Source organism: Paenibacillus sp. Soil522 (genome assembly GCF_001428245.1).
Taxonomy (GTDB): Bacteria; Bacillota; Bacilli; order Paenibacillales; family Paenibacillaceae; genus Pristimantibacillus.
Genome location: NZ_LMRV01000033.1, coordinates 80,198 through 94,883 on the forward strand (window position 1 = coordinate 80,198; position 14,686 = coordinate 94,883).

General features: G+C 48.1%; 11 protein-coding genes and 1 pseudogene. 11 read left to right on the forward strand and 1 reads right to left on the reverse strand.

Features of this window, described 5'->3' with window-relative positions; genetic code table 11:
• Nucleotides 1–114 precede the first annotated feature (114 nt).
• Together ASG81_RS09170 and ASG81_RS09175 are read left to right on the forward strand one after the other, a co-directional pair.
• Nucleotides 115–363, forward strand: coding sequence for a hypothetical protein (locus ASG81_RS09170; protein ID WP_056632287.1), 249 nt, complete (start codon nt 115–117; stop codon nt 361–363).
• On the forward strand, nt 311–745 hold the full coding sequence (locus ASG81_RS09175) for a family 43 glycosylhydrolase (RefSeq protein WP_235548790.1): 435 nt from the start codon (nt 311–313) through the stop codon (nt 743–745). Before ASG81_RS09170 ends, ASG81_RS09175 begins: the two co-directional genes overlap by 53 nt.
• 136 nt (nt 746–881) lie before the next feature.
• Here ASG81_RS09175 and ASG81_RS09180 read toward each other — a convergent pair.
• Nucleotides 882–1,166: pseudogene (locus ASG81_RS09180) on the reverse strand (transposase); the annotation flags it as partial.
• 568 nt (nt 1,167–1,734) lie between these two features.
• Between ASG81_RS09180 and ASG81_RS33885 the strand changes: the two are divergent.
• From ASG81_RS33885 to ASG81_RS09230, 9 genes are all read left to right on the forward strand, one after another.
• The gene (locus tag ASG81_RS33885; protein ID WP_442952846.1) at nt 1,735–2,331 is read left to right on the forward strand and encodes a GMC oxidoreductase; all 597 of its coding nucleotides are present in this window, start codon (nt 1,735–1,737) and stop codon (nt 2,329–2,331) included.
• 257 nt (nt 2,332–2,588) lie between these two features.
• Nucleotides 2,589–4,250: a sensor histidine kinase gene (locus ASG81_RS09195; protein WP_162255011.1), complete on the forward strand. Its 1,662-nt coding sequence runs from the start codon at nt 2,589–2,591 to the stop codon at nt 4,248–4,250.
• The gene (locus tag ASG81_RS09200) at nt 4,250–5,695 is read left to right on the forward strand and encodes a response regulator (protein ID WP_056632299.1); all 1,446 of its coding nucleotides are present in this window, start codon (nt 4,250–4,252) and stop codon (nt 5,693–5,695) included. The genes ASG81_RS09195 and ASG81_RS09200 overlap by 1 nt, the downstream gene beginning before the upstream one ends.
• A gap of 190 nt (nt 5,696–5,885) precedes the next feature.
• Complete coding sequence (locus ASG81_RS09205) at nt 5,886–6,848, forward strand: ABC transporter permease (protein WP_056632302.1); 963 nt, start codon at nt 5,886–5,888, stop codon at nt 6,846–6,848.
• Complete coding sequence (locus ASG81_RS09210; protein ID WP_056632305.1) at nt 6,845–7,717, forward strand: carbohydrate ABC transporter permease; 873 nt, start codon at nt 6,845–6,847, stop codon at nt 7,715–7,717. Before ASG81_RS09205 ends, ASG81_RS09210 begins: the two co-directional genes overlap by 4 nt.
• Before the next feature lie 64 nt (nt 7,718–7,781).
• Nucleotides 7,782–9,395 (forward strand): extracellular solute-binding protein, encoded by a 1,614-nt coding sequence (locus tag ASG81_RS09215; protein ID WP_056632308.1) that lies wholly within the window; start codon nt 7,782–7,784, stop codon nt 9,393–9,395.
• Between the two features lie 314 nt (nt 9,396–9,709).
• Nucleotides 9,710–11,272, forward strand: coding sequence for a glycoside hydrolase family 43 protein (locus ASG81_RS09220; protein ID WP_081417220.1), 1,563 nt, complete (start codon nt 9,710–9,712; stop codon nt 11,270–11,272).
• A complete protein-coding gene (locus tag ASG81_RS09225; protein ID WP_056632312.1) occupies nt 11,273–12,187 on the forward strand; it encodes a family 43 glycosylhydrolase in 915 nt (304 codons plus the stop codon).
• Nucleotides 12,188–12,228: 41 nt separating this feature from the next.
• Nucleotides 12,229–14,604 carry a glycoside hydrolase family 95 protein gene (locus ASG81_RS09230; protein WP_056632315.1) on the forward strand — a complete coding sequence of 792 codons (2,376 nt, stop codon included), beginning with the start codon at nt 12,229–12,231 and terminating at the stop codon, nt 14,602–14,604.
• Nucleotides 14,605–14,686: the final 82 nt, after the last annotated feature.

Below are 14,686 nucleotides of genomic sequence, written 5' to 3' on the forward strand. Positions count from 1 at the left end.
GGGCGTCATCTGGAAAAACAAGACGAGAGGCCCCCAATCTCAACTCTGAGGTTAGGGGCCTCTTTTTCATTAAGCTTTAGGATTAATGCAGGGAGGTGGTTATCATGATGTGATATGGGAATTCAATTAAAACAGCTGCGGCGACGAAAAGGCGAATTCGGTTATGCAGGGATTGTCCAAATTAACGGATATAGCGGCATGGATAGTAAAGATGTGTTGAATGAGCTCCATGCAGCCCGAATGATTGTCAAACAGACGTTGCTTGGGCTCGACAGCGGCATCTGGATGACCGATATGGATTCCGACAAAATTGTTGTCATCTTTATATACGACAAAGAGCCTGAGTCCGTTTTGGGACGATGACGGACAAGGCTACTTGGTTGCCACTAATTTTGCCGATAACTATAATATCCATTTATTTAAACTAAGTGAAGACGGCAAAGAACTGTTGCATGACAGCGATACAATTATCCATCAATACAAAGGGAGCGAAGCCAATAAGCTCTACAAAATAAACGGAACCTACTATTTTTTCCACAGCGAGGTTCGCCGTGAGGAAGGCGTTGAAGTCAGAGTCGTCATGATGTTAAGGGCAGAACATATTTATGGGCCCTATGAGGAAAAGGAGCTTAACCATTCTCACGGCATGGATGTAGACAGGGAGCCGAATCAGGGCGGACTTGTCCAGACGGTTTCAGGGGATTGGTACTTCATAAGCCATCAAGGAACGGGCGGATATATATAAGCAGCCGAGGCCACTGAAGAACCTAGGTTGTTTCCTGAGTAATAGTATCTGTACAAAAAAAAGACGACCTTCTCTCACATCTCGTGGAGCGAAGGTCGTCTTTTGCTATTTAACTCCGTTCTTGAAGCAGCGTTCTCTAGTTCTGTAACTTCAATATTCGTTTTAAATTCACAGCGAAGATCGCCATAGTACCTTGTAACTGCATGCCATTTAGACCCGAGGATGTCGCTACATCATACCCGTGTCGGTGTTTCAGTTCACTATTCTTCGCCTCAATTTTGTAGCGTTCCTTCGCCTTCGTTTTGAAGTACTCACTTTTTTGGAACATTTTTTGCTCTGTGTGTTCAGCGGAAGTAATCCTTACAGAGTATGTTTTGCTCTTCGCTCCTTCTTTGTAGCATCCTTCTTTGAATGGGCACGTGTTCAAAATTTTAATGAGTTCTCCGCAGCAGGCGGATGGGGTTGTGTGCATGGATTCAAGCGGAACAATCTACGAACTCACCGCCAGTATCGTCATTGTCGCCGCCAATATGCTGTATAACGTGTGGCTCCTGCTTCTCTGTGCAATCCGTATGCTCCGGGCGGGATCGGTAATCAAAACGGGCAGTTTGGAAAATATTTCCGCGACCATCCGTACTTCGGAGTATTCGGATTTTTCGATGTGCGAATGAATGTCCATATCGGACCTACTCATACGGTAATGGCTATTACGGATTTTATGGAAAACCGATCTGATCGTCCTGATCCGGGCTTCATCACGAGCGGTTATCTCTTTGGAGCTCACCCCGCTGGAGCGGCGGGACAGCCGATCGAGTTTATGAAATCGATTCCGTTGCCGGAAGGCATACCCTCTTGGGGGCCACAACTCAAAGCGTTCGTCGCGCGAACCTTCAGCCGTTATTACATGTCATGGTTATCTGACAGATCCTCCGCTTCAAACGAACTTTATCGATCTCGATCCCCATGCCAAGAACGGATTAGGTTTTCCGCTGCCGAGACTTACGTTCAGTTGGGGCCCGCAGGTGGCGGAGAAGCACCGATACTATTATTCGAAAGCAGTCGAAATTTTGCAGGCAGCCAAAGCTTTGAATATTTGGGGAGGAACCGATGTTCAACAGCCATGGCAGTTGCGGCACCCCAGCGGCGGAACGAGAATGGGAGAGAATCCGCTGGAATCGGTCACCGATCGGTACGGCAAGGTTCACGGAACCCGCAATTTATTCGTAGCCGGCAATTCGTTATTTCCGACGATGTCCGCCTTCAATCCGACGGAGACAATCGGGGCGCTGGCCTATTGGCAGGCCGACTATATCAAACAAGCGGTTCTTCATGGAGATCTGATCAGACCTCCGTCACCTGCAATCAACCGGATACTGGGCTCGGCGACATTGAGGCCGATATCGGTACTGGGGATACGTCTATCAGTTTGCGTGCAGAAAAAGACCGTATCTACACGATCACGTATACGGCGACCGATAATGCAGATAATAAAACGGTTAAGACCGCAACCGAGCGGGAGGAAGGCTTTGGCGCCTTCCTCATCTGTTAGGCTAGAAAAGTTAAGAGGTCTCTACGGTTATCTTTAAATCGACCGCCCTTTTACAGTGGCGGTTTTTCTCATTTTCGAACATAGATTGGTTTAGGCGGCTAGGAATGCGGCAACTATTTGCCTCTTTCAAATAACCAATGAATTTGAGAGAATAAATCATACGAAAATAACTATCGAAGAAGGAAAACTCAAATGAAACTGTCTTATTTTAAGAAACTTCCCATTATGGTTCAGTTATCTTTATTAGGTTTATTAATTGTTTCGGTTATGCTTTTGATCATGGCGGCAAATTATATGAGTGCCATCAATGTTGTAAAGAGGAATAACACAGAATATGTAAAAGGAATTATTTCGCAGCTGAATCAGTCCATTTCTTCGAGTAGTAATGATTACAAAAGAAGTATTGAAACGGTTGCCTACAACAAAACCGTACAAAAATTTTTAAGTGCTGCAGATCCAACCCAAAAGTTTGAATTGTTTACCCAGTTGCAAGCTTATTTGTCGGATATGGCGGGGATGAAAGAGGGAATTCTGGATATCGCATTGGTCGACAAAGACGGCGCCGTCTACAATCTCCTGGCCAATGCGAATCAACTAACGGTTATTTCCAGGGAGATTCCGCGAGATAACTTGTATTATTTTTTGGGATTTAAAATGATCGATTTGCCTTATAATCCAACGCCGGTATTGGTGGCAGGAGCTCGTATCTACTCTACAACTGATTTTGAAACGAAAAAAAATGAACTTGGCACTTTACTGCTGATCATCAATAATCGATTGCTTTTCGGCGACGGCAACCCTGTCCATTTACCCGAGGGAGCTTTAGTGTACATGACGGATCGAAACGGAAGGCTCTTTTTTACGAATGATGATTCAATCAAGCTGGGGGAGCCTATTCCTGAAGCTACATTGTTGGACGAAAAACATAAATATTTGATTCAGAGGGAAGCCATTCCGGATTTGCATGGCGGAATTATCATAAAAATGCCGAACAGCGTGCTTCTTCAAGGTCTTAACAAGATCCGTCTACAGCAGCTTATCATGGTTGCAATCGCACTCGTTTTGATGATCATGCCTCTTCTGTTTGTGAGCAACAATATTCTGCAGCCTTTGAAGAAGCTAATGAGACTGATGGGGGAAATAACGCTCGGGGAGAAAAAAAATCTCAGCAAAAGAGTCGAAGTGGATGGTTATGCGGAAATGATTATAATGGCATCGCGATTTAATGAAATGCTCATGGAAATTGAGGATTTGACGGATCGTTTGCTGGAAAGCAAGCGTGTCCTCTATGAGACGGAATTGATTAAACGGAGAGCGGAGCTCAGCTTTCTACAAAGCCAAATCAATCCGCATTTCTTGTACAATACGCTTGAATCGATCAAAGGGCTTGCCGCGGATGAGGGTTCTTCGCAAATATTCAAACTGACAACAGCGCTTTCATTGTTTTTCCGTTACAGTATCAAGGGACCCGATATGGTTTCCTTGGATAAGGAATTGATTATTGTAAAAAACTATATCTTCATTCATCAAATCCGATTCGGCAAACGGCTGCAAGTGGAATACGACATACGCTCGGATTGCCTCGCCTGTCTAGTCCCTAAGATGATTCTGCAGCCCATCGTGGAGAATGCCATCAAGCATGGCATCGAGCCGCTTGAGCGAACCGGTGTGCTCAGGATCAAAGGTTATAGGGACGGGGAGAACCTGCTACTATTCATCGAAGATAACGGTGCGGGAATAAGTCCGGTCAAGTTAGCAGAGATTAACGCTTCGATTGAACGCCGCCAATCGGCAGCCGATATCCTTGACGCTTATTCCGAATACGGCATTGGACTTGCAAATGTGCATGACCGCATTCGCATCAGTTTTGGAGAAGCGTACGGAATCGGGATAACGAGCGAGCTCGAAGGCGGAACGACGGTCTCGATTACAATTCCGGTCAGGAGGGAAGGGTAATGTATAAGGTCTTTCTTGTGGACGACGAAGAGCTGGTTATCAAAAGCCTTAAAGCGACGGTGGACTGGAAGGGCAGCGGCTATGAAGTTGCGGGCTATGCATTAAGCGGTGAAGAAGCTGTGGAAGCGGTCAAACGAATACGTCCGGACGTCATTTTTTCCGATATCCGGATGCCCGGCATGAACGGGCTGGAGCTGAAGAAACGATTGGACGATGCCGGCGTATCCGCCAAATTTCTTATCGTCAGCGGACTGGCGGAATTCGCTCTCGCGCAAAAGGCGATCCAGAACGGTATCTCCGGGTATTGCCTCAAGCCTTTCGACGAAATGGAAATCACGGGGTATCTCAGGAAGTTCAAGCGGGAATTGGACGCCTATCGTCTGCTGCCTGAGGGGGAAATACTTGATTTGATCGAGGCCGGTACGCCGGAAGCACACAGCAGATTACGGGATGAGTTGGCTTTGGCCGGCATTGCCGGCTCCGAAAAAGACGGCTTGCGGATCATGCTTTCCGTAAGAAGGGACAGGCTGCCGATCCATGAGAAAATACCATGCCTTACGGTACGCATCGGTTATCGCAAGTTTATATACGTGATGGCTGACAGAGATGCGGATGAGTTAATGGCCAGCTTTGATTCTGAAGACCGTCAATTCTTGAAAGGAATCGGTTTCAGCAAACGGGGTATCGATCCGGCGGGATTTGCGCAGGCCATCCAGAATGCAGAACTACAGGCTTATCAATATTTCACTCTAGCCGAAATTTTCACCTGGGAAGAGTCATGGCAAACGAATGACATGAAATCGGCATTTGCCATGCTGGCAGAAGGAGATGACCAGGCGTTTATTGCGCAGCTTGATTCCTTGCAGGCCATGTTTCGGAGCGGCCATCTGAATATCCGGCATGCCCTGTTGTTGTATAACGATTGCATTTCGCAGTTAAGCCGAAAGGGCAGGGAATCGGACGAGTTATATCTTTATTCTTTTGAACAATTGGCAGAGCAGTTTGAAGATGTTCAGGATATGATCGATGATTTAAAGCGATTGTTCCAGGAAGAGAAGGGCCAGATCGATCATCAGCAGGTTTCCGTACAACCTGGACGCAGCAGTACATTCTCTGTCATGCTGGAATACATCAACGAGCACTTCGGCGAGGACATTACAATACTGGGCTTAAGCAAACAATTTAACTTAAATCCGAATTACATCTCGCAATTGTTCCGTAAAGAACTGGACAAAACCTTTACCGAATACTTAACCGGTCTTAGAATAAACCGAGCTTCGGAGCTGCTCCGGACGACCTCCATCCCGATCAATGAGATCGCGGATCATGTAGGGTATAAGGATTATTTTTATTTCAGTAAAATGTTCAAAAAAATAATGGGCGTTCCGCCACGAGGGTATCGCTACGATCAAAATCAGAATAACTCCAATCCGGCTCCTTTTTGAAAAGGGGCCCGTTTTTTGTACTCCTTATCGAAAACTTGTCCTTTAGTTAGTTTTCTCGACAATTTCATACCATATTCGACATGGAATTATTTTAGAATACAAAATAAAGCTCTAATCCAGCGACATACCTTTAAGAAAGCGCTTGCTTTATAATTTTCCTCATAGAGAAGAATTGGAGGCGAGAGGGATAATGCAAAATTCAGTAAGTCATATCAAGTACAGGAGGCAGTCGGGATTAGAAGCCAACCGTCGCAAGTGGCGGGAAGTAGTCAAGCATAAGTACTTCTATTTGATGATATTGCCAGTCGTGTTGTTTTTTCTGATCTTCGCATACGTGCCTATGTACGGCGTGGTCCTTGCTTTTAAGGATTTCAATTACATGCTGGGGATTATGGATAGTCCCTGGAACAACTTTCAAAACTTTCGTGATGTGCTGAGCGATCCGAACTTTAAGCATGCGTTTAATAACACCTTGCTCATCAGCTTCGGGCGTTTGATTATCGAATTCCCGATTCCGATTCTGCTGGCGATCCTATTGAATGAAATGAGATTCGGAAGACTAAAGCGGATCTTTCAAACCGTATTTACGTTTCCGCATTTCATCAGCTGGGTCGTGTTAAGCGGAATCATCACGAATATTCTGAACGATCAAGGTGTGCTCAATCAAATTCTGGCGCTATTCGGATTCGAGAAAAATTCGATACTGTTACACAACGGGAGTTTTCTGGGCTTGCTTTTCACGTCGAATATTTGGAAAGAAGCAGGCTGGTCATCCATTATTTATCTGGCGGCCATCGCGGGCATCAACCCCGAGCTTTACGAGGCGGCGGACATTGACGGCGCTAACCGTTACCAGCAATTGAAAGCCATTACATGGCCGGTACTTCGCAATACGGCCGCGATTATGCTTATATTGGCAGTCGGCGGCATATTGAACGGCGGATTCGACCAAATCTTCAATTTGTATAACCCTGCCGTTTATGAACGTGCCGATATCCTCGATACGTTCGTGTACCGCAGCGCATTTGTGGATGCTACGGGGTTTGGCTACTCAACAACGGTCGGTTTGCTGAAATCGGTCATCGGTTGCTTGCTCTTGTTCGGGGCAAACTTTGTTGTGAAACGTGTTTTTAAGGAGGAGGGCCTCTATTGAAGCGGTTTTCGGTATCTAATGCACTTATCACCCTCATCTTGGGGCTCGGCGCGATTGCGACTGCATTCCCGTTTTATCAAACGCTTGTTCAATCCTTGTCCACCATATCGGACATGAGGGCGGGGGGAGTTATGATTTGGCCCCGATCGATTGATTTTTCTTCGTATCAGTATATCTTTCATCAAGGGCGGGTCGTCAATGGCTTGTTGATATCGGTTATCGTGACCGTATCGGGCACATTGGTCAGTCTGGCGGTCACGACGGCAGGAGCTTATGCGTTATCCAAGAGCTCGATGCCCGGGCGCAATATCATCTTTCTTGGCATCATCTTGACGATGTTTTTTTCAGGCGGCCTTATTCCCTTTTATTTGACGATTCAGGGACTTCACCTGCAGAATAGTTTACTTGTCATGATTTTGCCTGTGGCTGTAAACGCATTTAACTTGATCCTGATGAGAAACTTCTTCGGGTCCGTCAATCCTTCTCTTGAGGAATCGGCAAAAATCGACGGGGCTAATGATTTGATTATACTCATTCGTATTATTGTACCTGTTTCTCTGCCTATTATGGCGACCATGTCATTGTTTTATGCGGTTGACCGATGGAATGAATGGTTTCTGCCGATGCTGTTTATTAACGATATCAACCTGCACCCGATGCAGCTTGTGCTAAGAGATGCTATCACTAATCTGAGTCAGGTAATGAATAATTCGATGGGCGCACAGTATGCCGCACAAACTCGAAACGTGTATTCTGAATCGGTAAAGTCGGCGATGATCATCGTCTCCGCCGTTCCGATCCTGATGATTTATCCCTTCTTGCAGAAATATTTTAATGCGGGAATCATGATCGGTTCCGTAAAGGAATGATAATAATGGCTTCGGCCGTTGTTATAGATATTCAGGTTTTAAAAACATAAAGGAGGGTTTTCAGATGAAGTTGAAACAAAGAGTAAAGGTTGGGGTGGCGCTGCTTCTTGCCGTAATGACAGTGTTAACTGGCTGTGGAAAAGGGGAGGAACAGTCTCCAAATACATCCCCGGGCCAAGCGGCTAACACGACACAAAGCGCGGACGATTTGAGCAAGCCAATAGAGCTGAGCGTTGCCGTATGGGACATCCAGGCGGGATTTGACGCTCCGAATGCAAAGAATGATACGGTTTACAACGACTTGGCCGAGAAGTTCAACATCACGATCAAACCGGTTCAGATTACATGGAACGACTGGCAGGAGAAAGCAAAAGTATGGGCAGCGTCCAAGCAGCTTCCCGATATGTTCGCCAACGAGATTGATATGGGGGTGTACCAAACCTGGGCCAAGCAAGGCGTTCTCAAGCCGCTCCCTGACGATTTGAGCCCATATCCGAATTTGCAAAAATTTATGTCCGATGAGTCTGTGAAGCCGCTCAAGGTGGATGGGAAATTTTATTCGATTCCGCGTTTTGGTAGCGAGGATATCGGCGACGCCAGGTTGGGCAGACCAATCCGTTATCGGATGGATTGGGCGGAGCAAGCCGGATTTACAAAGGAGCCGCAAAGCTTTGAGGAATTCCTGGCCATGACCAAAGCCGTCATGAAGCAGCATCCTGGAATCGCCGGCTTGACGGTTAACAACAAAGGTTACCTGTTAACGCAATTCCTGGGAAGCTTCCCTGAAATGGTGGCCACCCGTAACTGGACTCAAGAGAACGGCAAGTGGATTCCGGCCTTTACGTCGGAGAGAGCCTATACCGGAATCCAGCAGCTTCGTACGCTGTATACGGATGGTGTTCTTGACAAGGACTTTGCGATTCAGAAAGATGCCGACGGCACGAACAAGTTTTTGTCCGGACAAAGCTTTGCGCTTTACGGCATGGAAGGCGTGACTGACGATCAAGTAGCCACATTCAAAAAAGCGAATCCAGGCGTCAGCGCTTCCAAAGCAATCGGATATCTGAATATTTGGCCTGCAGCTGACGGCAAACGCTATACGATGGCTGGCGCTCCTTTCTGGTCCAATACGTTTTTCCCAGGTACGCTCAGCGATGAAAAATTCAAACGGGCGCTACAAGTGATGGATTACATGCTGTCTGATGAATACAGAGTCCTGGGCATTAATGGAATCGAGAATGTCGATTACAAAGTGGAAAATGGACAATATGTTTCCCTGCTTAAACAAGATGAAACGCTTGCCGACAAATATCCGATCACGTTCAAACTGGTTTGGCTTGCCGCATGGGATCCCCTCCTGTATAAGGGCAAAAAAGTGGTGAGCTCCGACCCTGAAACTGCCGCACTAATGAAGCTGCAGATTGATACCTTCAATCGATTCAAACAAGAAGATACGCCGATGCCTGTCAACTTTGAATTCGATGCGATTTCGACTCCAGCGAAAAATAAGTTATTGACTGTGGACTCAAATATTATGGATGACATCGTTAAAGTCGTTTTGGGCAAAGGAGATCCGATCGCCCAGTGGAAAGAAATCGTTAAGGGATACGACGCCAAAGGCGTTCCGGAGGCGATCAAAGAAGTTAACGAAGAGGCAGCCAAGAAAGGCATTAAGTAATATTCAGAAGGCGATTGACAATAGCAAGTAAGAATTGCCGCCAAGTTATAGCTGCCGGGCTCCTTGCACAGAGCCCGGCAGCTTCTACGATTTCAAGGTACTGGGAGAACAATGGAATCTGGCCATGGGCAAGACCGCTTTAACCGCTCAGGAAGTAGCGGCTGTAATGAACGAGTAGATTGCTGAGTCATTGAATGAATCAGCGGAAGTCCGGAACATGCATGGCGTGTTCCGGACTTTCCGTCATTCGTTCGGCGCTGGAGCATCGTGCTTGTTAAAAAAGCCAAATTTAGAATGGAAAGGATTACGGTGTTATGGAGGATAATTCCTATCTATTATCACAGAAGGGATCCTGGGGAGATCAGGGGGACGGCACCTATGTCAATCCTGTCTTGCCCGGAGATTATAGCGATCCGGATGTCATTCGAGTCGGGGATGATTATTACGGTATCTCCTCTACTTTGCATTGCTCTCCGGGGATGGCGGTGCTGCATTCCAAGGATCTTGTGAATTGGAGCATGATCGGGCATGTTGTGAATGATTTGACAAGCATCGGCCCGGAATACAATTACAATCGAATGAACCGTTATGGCAGAGGTGTCTGGGCGGGCGCGATCCGATTCCACAATGATAAATATTGGGTGTACTTTTTCACGCCCGATGAAGGATTGTTTATGAGCACGGCTTCCGATCCGGCTGGACCTTGGGAGCCGCTTCATCGGGTTTGGGAGGTCACCGGCTGGGACGATTGCTGTCCATTCTGGGATGATGACGGACAAGGCTACCTAGTTGCCACTAATTTTGCCGATAACTATAATATCCATTTAATTAAACTTAGTGAAGACGGCAAAGAGCTGTTGCATGACAGCGATACGATTATCCATCAATACAAAGGGAGAGAAGCCAATAAGCTCTACAAAATAAATGGAACCTACTATTTTTTCCACAGCGAGGTTCGCTGTAAGGAAGGCGTTGAAGTCAGAGTCGTCATGATGTTAAGGTCCGAACATATTTATGGGCCCTATGAGGAAAAGGAAATTATCCATACGCACGGCATGGATGTAGACCGGGAGCCGAATCAAGGCGGACTTGTCCAGACCGTTTCCGGGGATTGGTATTTCATTAGTCATCAAGGAACGGGCGGGTATTACGAAGGGAGAACGCTTCATTTGCTGCCCGTAACATGGGTTGACGGATGGCCGATCATCGGCAACGATACGGACGGCGACGGAATCGGGGAGATGGTATGGGGAGGCAGGAAGCCCATCAACGGACATCCCGCGACGGTTCTTGCAACGAATGACGATTTTGACCGAGCGGTGCTTGAGCCGCATTGGGAATGGAACCATCAGCCAAGAGCCGACAAATGGTCGTTATCGGCCCGGCCCGGCTATTTGCGTCTGCACGCATGCCAACCCATTGACAAGGACAACTTTTTCACCGTATGCAACATCATTACACAAAGAGCGTTTAGAACCGTTCACAACGCGGCAACCGTAACAATAGAAATCAACGGCATGGCGGACGGGCAAGAAGCGGGGCTTTGCCATTTTGCGCAAACCTATTGCACGATTGGCGTTCAACAACAGAATGGGACAAAGGTTCTGAAGTTTAACAATTCGGGTACCGTAGAATGGGGTCCGGAATTAACGGGTTCCACCCTTTGGTTAAGGTCTGTGTGGAACATAGACGGGATCAACCGTTTCGAATATAGCGTCGATGGGGTACATTTTACGGGCTTTGGAGACGCCTATCAGCTGGGATGGGGGAATTACAGGGGCGATCGGATCGGGTTATATAGCTATAACTGCGAGCGTGAACAGGGTTATGTCGATATAGACCAATTTTGTTATGAGGTCGCGAGGAGTGGAGAATGAATGAAATCGCCATTGTTTAGGGATCCCATCTATGACGGTGCGGCAGATCCTGTAGTTATTTGGAATCGGCAGGTCAAGGAATGGTGGATGATTTATACGAACCGCCGCGCAACGCAGGAGGGTCCGAAATTCGGATGGGTGCATGGCACCGATCTCGGTGTTGCTTCTTCATCGGATGGCGGATCAACCTGGTTATACCGGGGAACCCTGGAAGGTCTCGAAACAGAATGGGGCAGAAATACGTTCTGGGCGCCAGAAATCATTTGGCATGATGGGCTGTACCATATGTATGTCACTTACGTCCACGGCGTACCGGAAGATTGGACGGGCAAGGCTCGTATCAGGCATTATACAAGCCCCGACCTTATTCGTTGGGAGTTCCAGTCCACGCTTGGAATTAGTGAGGAGAACGTGATTGATGCCTGTGTTTACCAACTGCCAAACGGCATGTTTCGAATGTGGTTTAAGCAGCGGAATCATACCTACGCTGCCGAGAGCAAGGATCTGTATGATTGGCAGCCGATTGGTCCGGTGATAACCGAAAGAGGCCACGAAGGACCGAACGTGTTCCGCCTGGGCGGCTATTACTGGATGATCGCAGACGAGTGGCGCGGGCAGGGCGTGTACCGCTCCGATGATCTTAAGACCTGGGAACGAAACGGCCTCATTCTCGACCAACCTGGCAAACGTGAGGATGACGGGACGATCGGCCTGCACGCAGATGTGGTCGTACAAGGGGAAGAGGGATATATCTTTTATTTCACTCATCCTAGCCGTGTTATTGGGCATAACGAAGATTCGGGCTATGAAATGCGCCGTTCGTCCATTCAGGTGGCCAAGCTGGAAGTTGTGGATGGTGTTCTGTGCTGTGACCGCGACAAGGAGTTTGAGTTGAATCTTAGAGCGGAAGATTGATAGAAATGCATTCATATTAAAAGGGAGGACATGAAATCCATATGCATATTCAGTTTCATTCCCCAGCCGTCTATTGGGTAGAAGCGCTTCCCGTCGGCAACGGCAGGCTTGGCGCGATGGTCTTCGGGGGTATTGAGAAAGAACGGATCGCTTTAAATGAAGATACGCTATGGTCAGGTTACCCCCGGGATTGGAATAATCCGGGGGCGAAAGCGGCGCTGCCGAATGTGCGGGAGCTTATCGCGCAAGAGAAATACGAGGAAGCGGATCGGCTCTGCAAGGAAATGATGGGACCTTATACGCAATCCTATTTGCCTTTCGGCGATTTGAATATTGTGATGGATCACGGTCAGCTAAGCCGCCGGGGGTATAGCCGAAAGCTTGATCTCTCTACCGGCATTGCGACGGTAGCCTATAACGTCGGCGGTGTTCAATTTTCCCGTGAAATATTCGCCACGCATCCCGATCAGGCGATTGTCGTGCGATTAACGGCGGGCAAGGAGGGTTTCCTAAGCTTTCGGGCCAAGCTGGACAGTCCGCTCCGATATACATCGAAAGCGGATGGCGGTCACTTTACGATTTCCGGCGCAGCTCCGGAGCACGTCGAGCCCAATTACCGCGATGCGGAAGATCCCGTGCGTTACGGCGATTCCAATACGTCTAATGGCATGAAATTCCATGGACGCTTGGCTGTCGCGCATGAAGACGGAACGATGAGAGTCGATGCGGATGGCTTGCATGTCATCGGGGCTACTGTCGCAACCTTGTACTTCAGCGCGGCTACCAGCTTTGACATGGGGCTCGGCGCGAGCAACTTAGAACGCGATCCGGGACAATTAACCGCAGTAGCGATCCAGACTATATGCGAGAAGGAATATACGGATATTCGAAACCGTCATGTGGACGATCATGGCAAGTTGTTCGGAAGGGTTGCCCTGCATCTGGGCGAAAGCAAGGCTCCCGCAGATATGCCTACGGATCGGCGCATTGCCGAATACGGCAGCAGCGATCCAGGCCTGGTTGAGCTATTGTTCCATTATGGACGTTACTTGTTGATGGCCAGTTCGCGCCCGGGAACAAATCCGGCCAATCTTCAAGGCATATGGAATGAAGAGACGAGGGCGCCATGGAGCAGTAACTACACGCTAAATATTAACGCGGAAATGAATTATTGGCCTGCGGAAACGTGCAATATGGCGGAGCTGCACGAGCCGCTGATCGATTTCATCGGCAGACTGGCCGTTAACGGCAAGAAGACGGCGGAAACGAACTATGGCGCACGGGGATGGGTTGCGCACCATAATTCGGATTTGTGGGGACAAACGGCGCCAGTAGGCGATTTCGGGGATGGAGACCCTGTTTGGGCGTTCTGGCCGATGGGCGGCGTATGGTTGACTCAGCATCTGTGGGAGCATTACGCGTTCAGCGGGGACGAAGCTTATTTGCGGCATACAGCTTACCCGATCATGAAGGAAGCGGCGTTATTCTGCTTGGACTGGCTCATTGAAGATCAAGATGGTTATTTTATTACTTCGCCTTCAACCTCTCCCGAGCATAAATTCCGGGTTGGCGATAAGCATCGAGCCGTAAGCGCGGCGACGACCATGGACCTCTCACTGATCGGCGAATTATTCGACAACTGCATCAAAGCGGCGGAATGGCTGAAGGTCGATGAAGATTTTGCTATGACGCTGGCAGAGAGGAAGCAAAGGCTGTTGCCTCTCCAAATCGGCAAGTACGGTCAGTTGCAAGAATGGTTCGAGGATTTCGAAGATGAGGATGTTCAGCATCGTCACGTCTCTCATCTTGTCGGGGTTTATCCGGGACGGCTCATTACTGAGCGGTCTGCTCCCGATCTGTTCCAAGCGGCGAAAAAATCGCTTGAAATTAGAGGAGACGAGGGTACAGGATGGAGCCTTGGCTGGAAAGTCGGCTTATGGGCAAGATTCAAAGACGGCAACCGTGCAGAGCGTTTAGTCTCGAATATGTTGACACTCGTTAAGGGTGACGAACCGATGAATGCTCACAGAGGCGGCGTATATGCCAATCTGTTCGGTGCGCATCCTCCATTCCAGATCGACGGCAACTTCGCAGCTACAGCGGGAATTGCGGAGATGCTGCTGCAATCGCATCAAGGATATTTGGAACTCCTGCCGGCGTTGCCTGATTCCTGGAGAGACGGGTTTGTCAAAGGATTGCGGGGCCGAGGGGGCTATGAAGTCGATTTGGAATGGAACAACGGCGCGTTGTCAAAGGCGGAAATCGAAGTTTCCATAACGCAGTCTTGCCAAGTTCTTGCCAAGCGGAAGGTCAGGATTACCCAGGATGGCAAAGAGGTTCAATATGTTCAAGATGCGAATGGATGGATCGGGTTCCATGTAGAAAGCGGAAAGCGTTACGTCTTATTGACCGTTTGAGGGAAATCCGTTCATCATTCCTGTCTCCCCAATGGACAAGTTCCTCTTGCTTCGAGAATGAAGCGCGGAATTTAATAAGCAA

What these genes read in the sequence shown, in the direction of transcription:
- ASG81_RS09170 (WP_056632287.1), top strand. Translation starts at nt 115, where the DNA reads ATGGGAATTCAATTAAAACAGCTGCGGCGACGAAAAGGCGAATTCGGT.
- ASG81_RS09230 (WP_056632315.1), top strand. Translation starts at nt 12,229, where the DNA reads ATGCATATTCAGTTTCATTCCCCAGCCGTCTATTGGGTAGAAGCGCTT.
- ASG81_RS09205 (WP_056632302.1), top strand. Translation starts at nt 5,886, where the DNA reads ATGCAAAATTCAGTAAGTCATATCAAGTACAGGAGGCAGTCGGGATTA.
- ASG81_RS09220 (WP_081417220.1), top strand. Translation starts at nt 9,710, where the DNA reads ATGGAGGATAATTCCTATCTATTATCACAGAAGGGATCCTGGGGAGAT.
- ASG81_RS09225 (WP_056632312.1), top strand. Translation starts at nt 11,273, where the DNA reads ATGAAATCGCCATTGTTTAGGGATCCCATCTATGACGGTGCGGCAGAT.
- ASG81_RS09200 (WP_056632299.1), top strand. Translation starts at nt 4,250, where the DNA reads ATGTATAAGGTCTTTCTTGTGGACGACGAAGAGCTGGTTATCAAAAGC.
- ASG81_RS09215 (WP_056632308.1), top strand. Translation starts at nt 7,782, where the DNA reads ATGAAGTTGAAACAAAGAGTAAAGGTTGGGGTGGCGCTGCTTCTTGCC.
- ASG81_RS09195 (WP_162255011.1), top strand. Translation starts at nt 2,589, where the DNA reads ATGAGTGCCATCAATGTTGTAAAGAGGAATAACACAGAATATGTAAAA.